The organism is Sporolactobacillus sp. BBK16-2 (genome assembly GCF_059878335.1).
This window is the reverse complement of sequence record NZ_CM187611.1, coordinates 1,269,180-1,284,203: the sequence shown is the minus strand read 5'-3', so window position 1 is coordinate 1,284,203 and position 15,024 is coordinate 1,269,180. Positions and strand designations below refer to the sequence as shown.

General features: G+C 41.9%; 14 protein-coding genes and 1 other annotated feature. Of the genes, 4 read left to right on the top strand and 10 right to left on the bottom strand.

The features are described from left to right. Window positions 1-13 precede the first annotated feature (13 nt). The 3 genes from opp3C to AC6F33_RS06385 all read right to left on the bottom strand — a co-directional run bounded on the left by opp3C (window position 14) and on the right by AC6F33_RS06385 (window position 3,816). Entirely contained in the window at window positions 14-1,021 is a 1,008-nt protein-coding gene (gene opp3C, locus AC6F33_RS06395) for an oligopeptide ABC transporter permease (protein WP_500777984.1), read from the bottom strand. Continuing rightward, window positions 1,018-1,950, bottom strand: coding sequence for an ABC transporter permease (locus tag AC6F33_RS06390; protein ID WP_010027719.1), 933 nt, complete (start codon window positions 1,948-1,950; stop codon window positions 1,018-1,020). The genes opp3C and AC6F33_RS06390 overlap by 4 nt, the downstream gene beginning before the upstream one ends. 180 nt (window positions 1,951-2,130) lie before the next feature. After that, the gene (locus AC6F33_RS06385; RefSeq protein WP_500777983.1) at window positions 2,131-3,816 is read right to left on the bottom strand and encodes a peptide ABC transporter substrate-binding protein; all 1,686 of its coding nucleotides are present in this window, start codon (window positions 3,814-3,816) and stop codon (window positions 2,131-2,133) included. 282 nt (window positions 3,817-4,098) lie between these two features. Between AC6F33_RS06385 and AC6F33_RS06380 the strand changes: the two genes are divergently transcribed. Together AC6F33_RS06380 and trpS are read left to right on the top strand one after the other, a co-directional pair. Further along, entirely contained in the window at window positions 4,099-4,482 is a 384-nt protein-coding gene (locus tag AC6F33_RS06380; protein ID WP_255749744.1) for a DUF3899 domain-containing protein, read from the top strand. Between the two features lie 63 nt (window positions 4,483-4,545). Then, window positions 4,546-4,793, top strand: a binding site (T-box leader). 63 nt (window positions 4,794-4,856) lie between these two features. Continuing rightward, window positions 4,857-5,849, top strand: a complete 993-nt coding sequence (gene trpS, locus AC6F33_RS06375) for a tryptophan--tRNA ligase (protein ID WP_255749745.1) — start codon at window positions 4,857-4,859, stop codon at window positions 5,847-5,849. 81 nt (window positions 5,850-5,930) lie between these two features. Here the strand turns inward: trpS and AC6F33_RS06370 are convergent, their stop codons facing one another. The 5 genes from AC6F33_RS06370 to AC6F33_RS06350 form a co-directional block, all read right to left on the bottom strand. Further along, window positions 5,931-6,806, bottom strand: coding sequence for a helix-turn-helix domain-containing protein (locus AC6F33_RS06370; RefSeq protein ID WP_255749746.1), 876 nt, complete (start codon window positions 6,804-6,806; stop codon window positions 5,931-5,933). A 245-nt stretch (window positions 6,807-7,051) separates the two neighbouring features. Further along, window positions 7,052-7,801 carry a DUF3603 family protein gene (locus AC6F33_RS06365; protein ID WP_255749747.1) on the bottom strand — a complete coding sequence of 250 codons (750 nt, stop codon included), beginning with the start codon at window positions 7,799-7,801 and terminating at the stop codon, window positions 7,052-7,054. Between the two features lie 447 nt (window positions 7,802-8,248). Further along, complete coding sequence (gene ltrA, locus AC6F33_RS06360) at window positions 8,249-9,577, bottom strand: group II intron reverse transcriptase/maturase (RefSeq protein ID WP_255749773.1); 1,329 nt, start codon at window positions 9,575-9,577, stop codon at window positions 8,249-8,251. 676 nt (window positions 9,578-10,253) lie between these two features. Then, window positions 10,254-11,492 (bottom strand): beta-ketoacyl-ACP synthase II, encoded by a 1,239-nt coding sequence (fabF, locus tag AC6F33_RS06355; protein WP_255747074.1) that lies wholly within the window; start codon window positions 11,490-11,492, stop codon window positions 10,254-10,256. A gap of 82 nt (window positions 11,493-11,574) precedes the next feature. Then, window positions 11,575-12,510, bottom strand: coding sequence for a beta-ketoacyl-ACP synthase III (locus tag AC6F33_RS06350; protein WP_255747072.1), 936 nt, complete (start codon window positions 12,508-12,510; stop codon window positions 11,575-11,577). Window positions 12,511-12,712: 202 nt separating this feature from the next. Here AC6F33_RS06350 and AC6F33_RS06345 point away from each other — a divergent pair, with 202 nt between their 5' ends. Next, window positions 12,713-13,063 carry a YppG family protein gene (locus AC6F33_RS06345; protein WP_255747070.1) on the top strand — a complete coding sequence of 117 codons (351 nt, stop codon included), beginning with the start codon at window positions 12,713-12,715 and terminating at the stop codon, window positions 13,061-13,063. Between the two features lie 90 nt (window positions 13,064-13,153). Here AC6F33_RS06345 and AC6F33_RS06340 read toward each other — a convergent pair whose 3' ends face one another. Together AC6F33_RS06340 and AC6F33_RS06335 are read right to left on the bottom strand one after the other, a co-directional pair. Next, window positions 13,154-13,828 (bottom strand): hypothetical protein, encoded by a 675-nt coding sequence (locus tag AC6F33_RS06340; RefSeq protein WP_500777982.1) that lies wholly within the window; start codon window positions 13,826-13,828, stop codon window positions 13,154-13,156. A gap of 430 nt (window positions 13,829-14,258) precedes the next feature. Next, on the bottom strand, window positions 14,259-14,585 hold the full coding sequence (locus tag AC6F33_RS06335; protein WP_370645942.1) for a metal-sulfur cluster assembly factor: 327 nt from the start codon (window positions 14,583-14,585) through the stop codon (window positions 14,259-14,261). A 183-nt stretch (window positions 14,586-14,768) separates the two neighbouring features. Here AC6F33_RS06335 and AC6F33_RS06330 point away from each other — a divergent pair, with 183 nt between their 5' ends. Next, window positions 14,769-15,020, top strand: a complete 252-nt coding sequence (locus AC6F33_RS06330; protein WP_255747067.1) for a NifU N-terminal domain-containing protein — start codon at window positions 14,769-14,771, stop codon at window positions 15,018-15,020. The last annotated feature ends 4 nt before the right edge of the window (window positions 15,021-15,024 follow it).

Here is a 15,024-nt window from a genome sequence, read left to right as displayed (position 1 = left end):
ATACCTCCTGCCTTTATCGACGCAGCTTCGGATCAAATGCGTCACGAAGCCCGTCTCCCATAATATTGAAACAAATCAACAGGAGCGAAATGATGATACCAGGATATAGGGTCTGATAAGGATGAATCTGAAGCATTTGATATCCATCATTAATTAACGAACCAAGCGATGACTGCGGCGAACGAATCCCTAATCCGATAAAGCTCAGGAATGCCTCAAAAAAGATTGCACTCGGAACTGAGAACATTGTATTAATGATGATCATTCCAATTGAATTTGGAATTAAATGCTTAAATATGATTCGTCCATCACTTGCACCTAGTGTTCGTGAAGCAAGGACAAATTCCTGATTTTTCAGTTTCAGCATTTCGCCGCGAACAATACGCGCCATTGATAGCCAGCTTGTCGCCAAAATTGCCACAGTGATTGCAAACAGACCTGGCTGCATAATCAAAATAAGCAAAATGATCCAGACAAGGTTCGGAATACCGGCGATGATTTCAATGATACGCTGCATAACATTATCAATCATACCGCCAAAGTAGCCGGAAATACCACCGTAAACAACTCCGATGAGCACATCTGCAAGCGTCGCAATCAAGGCAATAATCAACGAAATCTGCGTTCCATGCCAGGTTCTTGTCCAAAGATCACGTCCAAGCTGATCAGTACCGAACCAGTAGGCGGTTTTAACATTCTTTTCTTTGTAAACATCCACGCCATTTTCATGACCGCTGAAAGCCGGAATCCATTCCAAACCACTGATTTTAGGCGGAAGGTTGGCGCGTGATACATCTTGATTATCGATGTCATAGCCAAAGAAATGCGGCCCAACAATTGCAAAAAACACAATTAAGGCAATAATAATCATCGATATAAAGGCACCTTTATTGGTGACGAATCGTCGAAGGGCATCTTTCCATGCACTGACGCTTTCACCAGCGATCTTATCAGCTGCTGTATCACCCAAGTCTGCAGGAGTAAATAAGTCTTTGGTTATGTCATGATTAGACGATGTCATGATGGCTTCCCTCCAGACACGCGGATTCTTGGATCAATCACGCCGTACAAAATATCAACAATAAAAATCGTAACAATAAATAGAGCGGCATACAGTTCGGTTGTCCCCATAATCATCGGATAATCATTGGTGACAATCGCATCAATGAATTGAGATCCAATACCAGGAATAGCAAAAATATTTTCAATGACTAACGATCCCGTAACAACAGCTGCTGTCATGGGGCCGATTACGGTAACAATCGGAATCATTGCATTGCGAATCGCATGCTTATAAATAACGGCAGATGTGCTCAACCCTTTTGCTTGAGCAGTTACTATGTAGTCTTGATTCAAGACTTCAACCATCTCTGTCCGCATAAATCGAGCGATTGATGCCATGACTCCGACACCAATAGAGATGACCGGTAGTACATGAGTCATGGGGCCGCTCCATCCGATTACAGGGAAAATTCGGATTTGTACCGAAAAGAAATACTGCAGAATTGCCGCAAAAATAAACGAAGGGATTGAAATAAACACAACGGTCAATGTGACCATACCCCAATCAAGAAATCTGCCGCGATAAATTCCCGAAATGATCCCTAAGAGGATGCCCAATATCGTTCCAAAAATCATCGATTCAATGCCAAGCTGCATCGATACTGGGAAACGCTGCATTAAAAATTCAGTGACCGGCTGCATCCCATACTGAAACGAGCCACCGAGATCACCATGAATAAAGTTCCACATATACTGCAGATATTGGACTGGAACAGGTTGATCAAGGCCATAATAATGCTTCAACTGATTTAACTGTTCCGGTGAGAGACGATTGGCAAACTTAAATGGTGTACCAGGCAGCATCTTCATGGACAGAAACGTCAGCGTAACCACAACGTAAAAAGTGACAATCATATAGCCAATTCGCTTTAAAATATATCGGCCCACAAAACGTAACCTCCTAAATAACAATTATCTATCTTGTATTTCCTAGTATTCAATATTAAATATTTTATCATAGTAAATGAATAAAGGTTTTATAAAATTAATGGAAAGGAGAGTACATGTCAGGGCTGACACATACTCTCCTTCAAAATGCCTCACATATCATCCATTGATTTATATAAATTAGTGCTGTGTAACATAAGCACGGGCAAAATCAATTTCAGGACCGTATGATGGGAATGAAAGATCCTTAACATAAGGTTTTTCCACCCAAGTATGTCCGGATTGATAGAGAGGAACAATTGGGTATTCAGACATCATCAGTTTTTCAGCTGCAAGAAGATTATCCCAACGTTTCTGTTGGTCAGCTGTACCTGTAAGTGCTGACTGTAACAGGCTGTCAAATTTCTTATTTGACCATCCTGTGGTATTTTGTGGGTTTTCAGACGTCCACATATCCAGGTAAGTCATTGGATCCTGATAATCTGGGAACCAACCGCTGAATGCAAGGTCAAACTTGAATTCTTGATTAAGTTTCAGATAGTTTGCCCAAGGTTGAGCATTGATTGTTACCGTTACGCCAGGAAGGTTTTTCTTAATCTGGTTCGCAACATATTGGTTTAGTTGTTGTGTTGAGCTGCTGTCTTGGCTTAAGAAATTAAGTTTCAAGGTCTTAATGCCAAGTTCTTTTTTTGCCTTATTCCAATATTCCTTAGCTTCGGAAGCAGAACCAGCTGGGAAGCCATCCGGGTCAGCAGAACGGAAGTCCTTGCCATCCGGACCAGCGACAAAGTTTTTAGGAACAATGTAATTAGATCCTGCAGAACCGTTGTTTAGGATTGATTTAACTAATCCATCACGATCAATTGCAGCGTTCAGTGCTTTACGCAAATTGAGGTTCTTCAAATTTTTGTTTGTCTTTTGGTTGATGTAGAGGAAGAAAGTACCGGATTCCAAAGCCGATTTCATTTCACTTGCGTTTGTTTTCTTGAATTGATCAACATATTCAGCGGAAAGTCCGACTTCGTCAATCGAACCTGTTTTGTACATATTGATCGCTGTACCTTGTTCTTTTACGACTTTGAAATCAACAGTGTCAAGCTTTGTTGCTTTTGCATTCCAGTAGTTTTTGTTTTTCTTATAAGTCCAGCCAGTACCTTTTTGCCAGTTGGACAGTACAAACGGACCACTATAGAGCATTGTATCTGCGGATGTTGCGTATTTGCTTCCGTTTTTCTTAACAACATCTTCACGTACCGGGAAGAATTGCGGTTGAGACAAAATGCTGTAGAAGAACGGTGGAGCCGGTTGATCCAAGGTTATTTGCAAAGTCTTGTCATCCAGAGCTTTAATACCTAATTGATCATACTTGCCATACAGTGGATCATCCTGATTTTGGATTTTAGCTGCATTCTTAATTCCTACAGATGCAAACAAGAAGTTATAAGCCGGTTTTGCTTTTGGATCATTCTGACGATGCCATCCATAAACAAAGTCCTGAGCAGTTACAGGTTTGCCGTCTGACCATTTCTGATCACGAAGTGTAAACGTATAAGTTTTCTTATCTGCGCTTACCTTTGGCGCACCCTTTGCTAAATCCCATTCGAACTTGTTGTTGTGCATTCTTGTCAGACCGGATTGCGTCATATCAATCGCATTTGTTGACGTCGTATCGGTTGCAAGATTTGGATCAAGAGTAGGGATATCAGCAGTAATTGCAAATCTTAACTCTTGTTTCGACGCTAATTTGTTTGAAGCGCCGCTTTTTTTGCTACTGTCACTACTGCTTGAGCTTCCGCAAGCGGAAAGCACAAGACTCAGTGCCATGATAAAAGAGAGCACAAGTGACCATTTTGCTTTCTTCTTCATAAAGTAATAACCTCCCCTAAATTTGCTATCTTTGTTTAGGTTTAATCCTCCATATTAAAACGAGTAAAGAGAACCGCTTAAACCTACAAATGCTATTATACAAGTTCTTTTTTTTTTTTGCATTCTTTTTTTTAAAAATTCGGCCGCTTAATGATGCAGAAAATGTAGAATATATTGATGCTACAACATTTTTCCGCTTATTTTTTTTTGCCGTTATGTTATAATTTCTAACAATGATTACAAAACAGGCGACTTATTTTGCTAAATAATAGAGGTGCTTCAATGAATATTTTTAAGTCAAAACGTTTTTTCCTTATTTTACTAATCTTGGTTATTGAATTCGTTTTAACACTATTTTCACAATTAATTTTTTCTTCTCTCTCATACTTGGCTTTTATTAATCACTTGTCCGTTATCAGTTTGCTATTTTTCAACTTTGGTCTCATTGTTTTTATTGTCCAAGGCGGTTTTTTTGACGGTGTCGTTTATAGTTTCAAACGTTTTGTACGTGCAACACGCAAAAAGACGTTTCAGGAAGAGGACACTGAAGCTCCAATGGCGGAATATAGACATCGGGACGGAAAGAGATCATTCATTATTTGGCCGCTTCTCCTCGACAGTCTTTTTTTGTTTCTTCTTTCCATTTTTCTTTCTTGGTCCTTATGATTAAATAGATTTGATTTTAATTAGCGTTTTATATATAATTATGTCAATATTGAACAGACTTATAGTAAAGCAATGAAGAAGAAGAGTACCTGCAGAAAGTCTTTAGAGAGCTTGGGTATGATGGAAACCAAGTGTCGGACTGCTTGGGAATGGACTTCTGAGCTTCAATCCGAACCTCGGGATTCAATCCGTCAGTAGGCATAGACGTTTCCGTACGTTACAACGGTAATGATTCTCGAACAGAATCAGATGAAAGATGTTTCTGCACAGCAGAAAAATTAGGGTGGTACCGCGGTCTATTCGTCCCTTGTGGATGGATAGGCCTTTTTATATTGTCTAAAAGAAAAATAATAAAATCAGGAAGGTGACTTATTTTGGCAAAAATATTTTCCGGCGTTCAGCCGACGTCCATTCCGACCCTTGGGAATTATCTTGGTGCCATGCGCAATTTCGTTACACTGCAAGAAGGCAATGAATGTATCTATTGTATTGTCGATGAACATGCCATTACGGTACCTCAAGATCCGAGGGAGATCCAAACAAACATCCATAATCTAGCGGCGCTTTATTTGGCCATGGGAATTGATCCAAAACAATCCATTCTTTTTATCCAATCGGAAGTTCCTTGCCACGCGCAGCTTGGCTGGATCATGCAATGTACTAGCTACATGGGCGAACTGGAACGTATGACTCAATTCAAAGACAAATCTCAAGGAAAAAAAGCAATTCCAGCAGGTCTTCTCACCTATCCGCCTCTGATGGCAGCAGATATTCTGCTCTATCAGACAGATCTTGTTCCTGTTGGTGCTGATCAGAAACAGCACATGGAATTGACACGTGATCTTGCTGAACGGTTCAACAACAAATACGGCGAAACGTTTACGATTCCGGAACCTTACATTCCTCCGGTTGGTGCGCGAATCATGTCACTCGCTGAACCAAAAAAGAAAATGAGCAAATCGGATGCGAACCGCAAGGCAACCATTTTTACACTAGACAGTGAAAAGGATATCATCAAAAAAATCAAATCGGCGACTACAGATGATGAAGCATCCATCCACTACGACCGGGATGCTAAACCGGGAGTCTCCAACCTGCTGGATATTTTCTCTCTCTGCTCAGGCCGATCCGTTGACGATCTGGTCGCTTCCTATCAAGGAAAGGGCTATGGGGAATTTAAAACCGATGTTGCCGAAGCGGTCGTTAAAGTATTGAATCCGATTCAGGAACGATTCAATCATCTGATCGAGTCTTCCGAACTCGATGAAATCCTCGATGAGGGTGCAGAAAAAGCCTACGCTATTGCAAGTAAAACTTTAAGCAAAGCCGAGAAGGCCCTCGGAATCGGACGACGAAACAAGCATTAAGACAAGGAACAAAAAACAGCTCTCGAGCGATTACATGTGCTCGGCGGCTGTTTTTTTATTCATAAAAGTTTAGTTTCAGGTTTAATCATTTTTTAATATAGTAGAATCCAAAACGTCCTGAAGATATTTGGCATGAGTACTGGCTTGTGATGCACTATCCAGCTCAGTAAAAATTTGGATGGCTTGTAAAGCTATTTTTTCTCCGCGCTGGCGATTTCCTAACTTAATCGCGTAAATTCCTTTTAAAAACATAAGCTTAATTTTCATGTATGAATCTTTTTCTTTATCCAATGATTCGTCCAATAGAATTAGAAATGTGTTCGCTTCAGGCAGCCTATTGTTTTCTAATAGTGCCACAATGGTGTTTAATAATATTTTTTGTTTCTTGACGTCCCCTCTTCCTAGCGGATTATAATCCATACTTTTCTCATAAGCCATGCGCGACAGTGCAACCATTTGATCGACCGGAAAACTGAACATCGAATTTGTATAAATCACAAGTTCATAGTATCCCCAGACATCCACATTAGAAAAGTATTCACTCAGAATTTTTACCATCTTCGGATCCGGCTTTTTCTTGGAAATTCGCCGTATATACAGCTCGGCCACGATAGAAAAATGCAGATAATAATTTTTTCCTTCTATTAAATACTTTCTATTTGTACGATCACGAAGGACTTGAAGCATATGCAGATTATCTTCCATTACGTAGCCCTTCAAGTCATCAAAGAATTTCTGAAAATGAGTAACTTCATAGTCGTTATTTACATAGAGAAACTCGTCCATTGACACATTCAATTTGTTAAGCAAATTAAGAAGATGTGTAAATGATATGTCACAGTCGCCACGTTCAAAGCGGGAGAGAAAGGCAACCGATACTTCTCCTTGTGCAAGTTCCGACAGCGTCATTTTTTTTGATTTTCGGATGTATCTTAATGTAACTCCAGGATGATTCATAAGCACACCTTTTTTTAATATAGTAAAATTTAAGCAGTTCATAAAGTATGTTTCGCAGAAGGACAATGCTTTGCGTCCCTCATCACAAGTTGAACTTACTTATAGTTTATCAAAAATAACACGACAATAAGCAAAGCGAGCATTTAATTAATAAAAAGTTTAATTAGATATTCTGATTTGATATAAAGCAAAAAAAGACCAAGCAGCAACATTCTGCCTGGTCTGTCTTATTATTCAGCTTTCTCTCATTGAACTTTCGTGCCCTGTTCTAACTCCCACAGCTTTTCGAAATAGGATTGACCCTTGATCATCCGTTCGCAAAGATCACTATGCTTGTCCGACCAACCCTTTTTCATTCCTAAAATCAATCCTTGCCATGCCTCATCAAAGGTCATTCGGCGGCTTTCACTATATTTAGTCGGATACCACTCTGTATACCAATAGCGCATTTCTTCGACATTCCCAGATGAATAGAGCTGATCAAGCGCCATAAACAGCAGCTGCTTCAGCTGTCTTTCTTTTCTTGTTAAGCCCATCATACACTCAGGATTAAGTGAGAGCATATGATATTCTTTTTTGCGAAAACATCCGGCAGGAAGCGGATAGTGGTCGATATCCATTTTTGCTCCCTTCTGCAGGATCAGACTCTCTTGTCTTGGGATCATTCGACTCTTTCGCACAGGAATCGAATAGCCCAAGGTATCGGCGACAATACAGCGTTCTCCATCGGTTGCGATAAAGCAATATTCAATAATCTCTCGTTGATTGTTTTTACAGATCACGCTTCGATTCCGAACATCTTTCAACAATTCTTGGGGAAGATCCTGCAAGTCGTTTTCAATGTAGTCAAGGAGTGGTTTTTCTACTTTAATCAGAGGAATCTGGTCGAGAAGCTCTATAAAATCATGTTTACGCCATTCGAAAAATTCGCATACATTATAGCTGTTCTCTTCACCCTCAAACCAATTTACCCAGATATCACTGACAATTTCCATGAGGCTCCATCTCCTCTGTTTGATTTGACAACATTATGGACATTATTGGAAGATTTTATTCGGATCGAGCAGATTTTTTGTGCCTCATATCTTCTCATGTTCATTTTATGCATTAATCTATGAATCTATGTATTTACGTACCTCGGCGCTCGTAAAAAAAAAATACTATATAAGAAAAAAACGGGCAAAAAGAGTCCGGTCCTTAATCTCCAGTCATGTGTCATTGGTTTGTGTCTTTACGGTGCTGAATCATTACTTCGGTTGCTCGCTGGCACGGCTGATCCCGCAGGCGTCTCGCACCTCTGCTTTGATTCTCGGCTAAGACACTGGTTTATTCTTTTAAATACGGGGCAAAATCTGTCGAGTAGGGCAGTGATTCACATCCTCTGTCCCCCTCACAGAACCGTGCGTGCGCTATTTACGCACACGGCTCTTCTTGTTCATGGTTCACAGAATATAGCTAAGTTCTGGGCGAAGTTGATAGATATTGACCTTGATTCGTGGTTGAGGCAATGGGCATCGTTTTAGAAATTGATTGAACTTTTCCCATGTATAAGATCGTTTTTGGCTTCTTCTGTTTAACCATTTATACAACAGCCGAATCACCTGTAATCGAAACGCATTCACACTTGGAATGTTGTCGGTGACACAATAGTAGTTGTAATAGCCGATCAGCGAGCGCTTGATCCGATCCATGATGGAGTCTATCTCTTTCGTTCGATGAGCTTTAAGCCACTGCCCGTGGGCTTTGAGCTTGGCGCAGACTTTCTTTCGACTGCTTTTTCGTTTTACTCGAAAGTGTCCACTTTTACTCCACCCACAGTAGTGGGTGAACCCCAGGAAGTCAAAGGTCTTTGGCTTCCTGTTTTCAATTCGTCTGGCATTTTCCCAAGCAAAACGTCCAAAAGGAATGATCCTCGCTTTTTCCTCTGCTAGCGTCAAATTAAATTTACCGATTCGCTGCTTGAGTTCACTATAGAATTGCTCCGCTTCCTGTTTGTACTGAAAGCAACAGACAAAGTCATCAGCGTAGCGCACCAAGTAGGCCTGTCCCTGACACTGCTTCTTCACCACTTTCATAAACCATAGATCAATCACATAGTGAAGATAGATGTTGGCTAGAATCGGCGAGATCAGTCCACCTTGCGGCGTCCCTTGTTCGCTTGCGTACCACGTCCCCTTCTCCATGTATCCAGCCTTCAGAAAACGCGCAATGAGTCTGAGTAGACTTGGATCATTAATGCGATGATTTAAGAAACGCATCATCCATTGGTGATCAACATGATCAAAGAAACCTTTGATGTCTACATCAACGATGTAGTTTGTATACCGTTTTTCGATGGAGACATTGAGCACTTTGAGCGCATCATGACAACTTCTATTTGGACGAAAGCCAAAGGAACAGTCAAGAAAATCCTGTTCATAGATGGCATTAAGGATTTTCGCAAGTCCTCGCTGTACAATTTTATCTTCATAAGCCGGAATGCCCAACGGTCTTTTCTTCGTTGAACCCGGCTTATCAATGTACACGCGACGCACCGGAAGCGGCCGATAGCTTTTCTGCTTCAGTCGCATGACTAGGTGGGAGAGGTTATCCGCCACGTTTTCTTGATAGGCAACTTTTGTTACTTGGTCAATGCCTGTTGCTTTGTTGCCTTGTAACTCCCGATGACACTGTCTCAATTCCTCTTCATCCATTAAGTGCGCCAGTGACGTGAACGCCATCCCCGGATTCGCCTTCGCTAATTCTGCTATTCTTACCTGTTTTGTGTTCATCTTTACTGCACCTCCGTGTGTGCCGATGTGTCCCCGATAAGATTCATGAACAAGAGAAACACCTTTCCTCGACTGGCATTACCCAGCGTCATTAGTACTATGTGTTTCCTCCGACTTCCCAGTAGACATTTAGCGTCCTCACATTTGATTGCTTGGTTCACTATACTTTCATTCGAAAGATCCGCTGGGATCTCCCGAGTTGCCGTCCCTTATCAATGCTCAGCGTGCCATGGTCTCAGACCCCGGGGAACCCCCAATCCTCTTACCCTATCGATGATTGGAGTGTTGCCTTCTGGAAGTATAACGCCATCGGCGTTCCCGTTTTCATAAGTTTTCGAGGCTCATTCCCTTCAACCACATGGCTTACGGCCCACTGACTCGCTGTCTACGCTTAAAAACTAACGTTGCCCTTAGTTCTCCAAGACTCGCTACGGATGAGTGGCTAACTCTTTTCCGACGGGATTCTCACCCGCTATAAGGCACGACCTTGCTCGGTCGCTCTATACTTTCTTATCTTGTAAGAAAAAACGGGGAAAAAGAGTCCGGTCCTTAACTTCTGCAGAACGCGATCGCTTTCGCGTTGCATACAAGATGTATGCGTACATACTTACCTCTTTATTTGTGCAAAAAAAAAAACGCCTGCGAATGAATCGCAGACGCTTTAAAAAAGTAAATTTTAAACTTCGTATCTTTTAAACGCAAGTGTCGCATTATGACCGCCAAAACCAAATGAATTGCTAAGTACCACATTAACTTCTTTTTTCAGTGCTTCATTCGGCACATAATTCAGATCACATGCCTCATCCGGCGTCTCATAGTTGATGGTCGGCGGAACAATTCCTTCTTCAATTGCTTTAATACAAAGAATTGCTTCAACACCGCCTGATGCGCCAAGCAAGTGACCAGTCATTGATTTCGTTGAACTGATTGCCAAATCATAGGCACCGTCTCCAAACACTGCCTTAACAGCTTTCGTTTCTGTGGAATCATTGGCTTCTGTACTCGTTCCATGTGCATTTACATAATCAACTTGATTCGATTTCACACCAGCATCATCGAGTGCCATTTGCATCGAACGGATTGCACCTTTTGCTTCAGGATCCGGACGTGTCACGTGAAAAGCATCGCTCGTGGCACCGTATCCTGCGATTTCGGCATAAATATGTGCGCCGCGCTTTTGAGCCGATTCCAAAGATTCAAGAAGCAGCACACCTGCTCCTTCGCCCATGACGAACCCGTCACGATTTTTATCAAACGGACGGCAAGCCGTCTTCGGATCTGGATTCGTAGAAAGTGCCCGCGCCGACGTAAACCCGGCAAAGGACATATTTGTAAGTGGTGCTTCACTTCCGCCGCAAAGAATTGCGTCGTTGTCTCCACGCTGTATAGCCTTATACGCGCTTCCGATTGAATCTGTTCCAGTAGCGCAAGCCGTTACCGTGCACGAGTTAATTCCTTTCGTTCCAAGTAAAATAGAAACTTGTCCGGACGCCATATCCGGAATCATCATCGGAACAAAAAACGGACTTACACGTCTGAAGCCTCTTTCCAAAGCGACGCGCAGTTCTTTTTCGTAAGTTTCCATTCCACCAATACCAGATCCAATCCAGACACCGGTACGTTCAGCATTCGTTTCATCTATTGTATAATTAGCATCTTCGACTGCCATTTTTGCTGCCGCTACGGCAAATTGCGCAAAACGGTCCATGCGAAGCGCTTCCTTGCGATCAACATATTTTTCAGGATCAAAATCTTTCACTTCACCGGCAACCTTGGCGCGAAAATCGTCAGGGTTTACACGTGTGACAATACCAATGCCCGATTTGCCGGCAATTGCATTTGCCCATGTTGTCGCAACATCGTTGCCAAGTGGCGTCACAGCTCCTAATCCGGTCACAACGACTCTTCTTTTCATTCAATTCTCTCCTTTTGATAGGATTGGAACCTTTTTATCATTAGGTAATCAATAAATGATAGCTATACGATATAATTATAAATTATTTGCCCCATTTAAGCGTGAGCGCGCCCCAGGTGAGCCCTCCACCGAAGCCTACCATCACAAGCACATCTCCGTCTTTAACTTTCCCCTCTTCAACAGCGTCGACTAACGCCAGAGGAATCGAAGAGGCAGATGTATTTCCGTACTTCTGAATCGTCTTAATCATTTTTTCTTCAGGTATTTCCAGTCTCTCACGCGAAGCTTCCATAATTCTTATATTCGCCTGATGAGGAATAAGATAATCAATATCTTCTTTTTTCAGACCAGCTTTCTCTACGACATGAACAGCCGATTCACCCATTTGACGAACTGCAAATTTAAAAACTTCCCGTCCGTTCATTTTAATGTATTTGCCGTCCTGATACAAATAAGAGCCGCCGCTTCCGTCGGCGCCTAATTCAAAGGACAGAATTCCATGACCTTCCGAAACATTGCCAAGAACTGCCGCCGCAGCTGCATCGCCAAAGAGAACAGCGGTACCGCGATCATCCCAATTTGTAATCTTTGACAGTTTTTCAACACCGACAACCAGAACATGGTGAAAAGTGTCGTTGTCAATAAACTGTTTTGCTGTAACCATTCCATAAATAAACCCGGAGCATGCGGCACTAATATCCATTGCAGGTATCCGCCTTGCTCCCAGTCGATCTTGAAGCATGCATGCAACAGAAGGAAAAGGATGATCAGGCGTAACCGTTGCAACGAGAATCAAATCAATGTCAGAAGCTGTCAAACCTGCGTTTTTGATCGCCTGCTCGGCAGCGGCAAATGCCATGTCCGAAGTGTCTGTTTCATCATTGGCGATTCTCCGCTCTTCAATTCCGGTTCTTGTCCGAATCCATTCATCTGAAGTATCCATGACTTTCTCTAAATCAGTGTTCGTAACCACACGTTCGGGAATAAACTTGCCCATTCCCAGTATTCCTGCGGACATCCGCAAATCCCCTCTCAGATCTTAACAGTATATATAATGACTTGGTAACAATATAATACACTAAAAATCATTTGTCCAACAAGCTTCCCGATAAAAGGACACCTGTCTCCGGTTAAATCATCACCTAAAGGCGAATGAATCACACATTCATCACTTAAAGGCATAAGATATGATAAAGACCAGATGTAAAGGAGGGAGACTCTTGATTCAACCTGCTCAAAATCCAAGAGACAGTCACTTTGACCCATTTACGTATCTCATGTTCGGTTCACAAATCCCGCCAGTGCAACAAACACAAACCTATCAACCGCCACAAGCATTCTATCAGAACAGCGGCTGGCAAGCAAGTGGAATGCAAGTACCGCCTGTACAGCCGGTGCAACCGACACAGCCTGCACAACCCGGATTCTTAAAACCGTTTCTCGGCCAAGACGGACATATTGATGTGAGCAAAATGGTAAATGGCGCCACCCAGCTGGTCAATGTCATTAATCAGACAGCACCGGCGATCAAACAATTGTCTCCGCTGCTCAATTTCTTTAAAAAGCCATGATTGAAAATGGCAATAGTAAAAGAACTGCAAGGGTGAACTCAGATCCACTCAGCAGTTCTTTTAATTCGATCAAAAGAAAAAGAAGTTTAATCAAGATTTTCTTTGCAGCCATTTCTCATAATTCCGCGGTAAAAGGCTCCTGAGTTTTTCATTTATCGCATCATTCGAATCAAGTCCTTTTTTAAAATGGACGACATCAAGTCCTTCATGTTCCTGCTCCATTAACCCGTTAATTAGTGCTGCTATGATTTCACCATCGCACTTGTCGGAAATTAAATTCAAATCCGTCCGTAAAATAATTGCCTCTTTCCTCTTACTTTCGTGCAAAAGATTAATGAAGAACAGTTCCATTTCATTGGCAGCTCTTCCGCGAACAGAAGTCGGACAGGCCGCTCTTCTTTTCCCGTTTTTATCAACATGCTGCCCGCATACCTCCAGGGAAGAGAGAAAAAGCACACGTTGACATTGCGGCGAATCAGTAAGTAGATGACCCATCTTTTTCTTCAATTCATCATTGCTTTCCTGTTTCATCCGGAAAGTGTCAGCAAGAATAAGATGCTTTGCTACTGAACGCGGCTTGTCTCGGTCATTATGAAAAAGTGCGTTGCGACCCAAAAAAAGCTCATTCTCTTCCTCACGATCTTTCTCTTCATCAGTAACTGCCGAACTAATTGAATAGACGACAACTCCCGCCTCAAGCAGTCTTTCAGTAAGAAGAAAACCAATAGACGAGAGTCCGCCAAACACCATTGCTTCTTCCATCATTTTCCCCCCTGCTCACGCAAGAAAATATATATATAAAACGGGTAAATGCTCAAGAGCTGCATCAACTAGCACGACTGCAGGAGTCTTGTGCACGTTTGCTTCACAACCTTTACTTGGGAATAATTATTTACTTTTGTACATAATACATGGCACTTTATCACCATTGTATTTTCATTCAAGTGTCCAGTACCACCTTAAACGGGTTGAATGGTTCTTTATTTGTTAGAAAACTTGATTTCATCAGATTTTTGAAAGCAAATTTTTAGTTGCACTTACATGAACTATTGCTGATCTGTACTATTTTTTTGATATGTATAAAGAAGATATGCCAAAAATGGTGTGATCATCACCTGCGGGGGCTTTTGGGTTCGAAACACAAAAAGCCGAGGCAGGATATACATCCTGCTCCGGCTGATACGTGGCAAATGGTTTACTCTGATAGTCCAAGTGCAATTCTAGCATACCGCGACATGCGCTCTTTCGTCCACGGTGGATCCCATACAAAATTCACTTCTACTTGATTTACTTCTTCGATCTCTCCAAGCGTACGCTTAACGTCATAGGAAAGGGACGCAGACAATGGGCAACCCATAAAGGTCAGCGTCATGGTCACAATTACATTGTTTTCTTCATCTATGTCGACGCCATACACGAGCCCCAGGTTGACGATATCCACACCGAGTTCAGGATCAATAACATCTTCCAGCGCTTCAAGTATGCGGTCTTTCAATTCCTCAGAAGAACTGTTCTCAGCCACTGCAAATACCTCCTTCCTCATTTGGGTTACGTTTAGTATAACCGAATATCTGGTCTATTTCATCTCTCAGACAGTCTCTTGTCCACAGCCTCAGTATTCTAACAATGCGCTCCATTCCATCATGATATATAATGAAGAAAACGACACAATAGAATCCGTTTATTAACAGAAAGGAAGATACAGATGAACTTTACGATGACTTCTACGCCAAACCCGAACGCATTAAAATTCACCGCTGAAGGACCTCTTTTTTCAAATCGAGTCGAAGTTTTCAAAGATGACCAAACAAATTCCCCATTTTTAACAAAATTGATTGAAATAGACGGCGTCATCAGCCTTTTCGGCTTTAATGACTTTGTAACCATCTGCAAATCTCCGGATGCCGCATGGGAAAATCTGCTTCCTCACGTCAAAGAAACGCTCGAAAAATTCTAATGAC

Bases quoted from the DNA above. Each gene is read 5' to 3' on its own strand.
- opp3C (WP_500777984.1), bottom strand. From the start codon at position 1,021: ATGACATCGTCTAATCATGACATAACCAAAGACTTATTTACTCCTGCA.
- AC6F33_RS06385 (WP_500777983.1), bottom strand. From the start codon at position 3,816: ATGAAGAAGAAAGCAAAATGGTCACTTGTGCTCTCTTTTATCATGGCA.
- AC6F33_RS06380 (WP_255749744.1), top strand. From the start codon at position 4,099: ATGAATATTTTTAAGTCAAAACGTTTTTTCCTTATTTTACTAATCTTG.
- AC6F33_RS06370 (WP_255749746.1), bottom strand. From the start codon at position 6,806: ATGAATCATCCTGGAGTTACATTAAGATACATCCGAAAATCAAAAAAA.
- AC6F33_RS06365 (WP_255749747.1), bottom strand. From the start codon at position 7,801: ATGGAAATTGTCAGTGATATCTGGGTAAATTGGTTTGAGGGTGAAGAG.
- ltrA (WP_255749773.1), bottom strand. From the start codon at position 9,577: ATGAACACAAAACAGGTAAGAATAGCAGAATTAGCGAAGGCGAATCCG.
- fabF (WP_255747074.1), bottom strand. From the start codon at position 11,492: ATGAAAAGAAGAGTCGTTGTGACCGGATTAGGAGCTGTGACGCCACTT.
- AC6F33_RS06350 (WP_255747072.1), bottom strand. From the start codon at position 12,510: ATGTCCGCAGGAATACTGGGAATGGGCAAGTTTATTCCCGAACGTGTG.
- AC6F33_RS06340 (WP_500777982.1), bottom strand. From the start codon at position 13,828: ATGATGGAAGAAGCAATGGTGTTTGGCGGACTCTCGTCTATTGGTTTT.
- AC6F33_RS06330 (WP_255747067.1), top strand. From the start codon at position 14,769: ATGAACTTTACGATGACTTCTACGCCAAACCCGAACGCATTAAAATTC.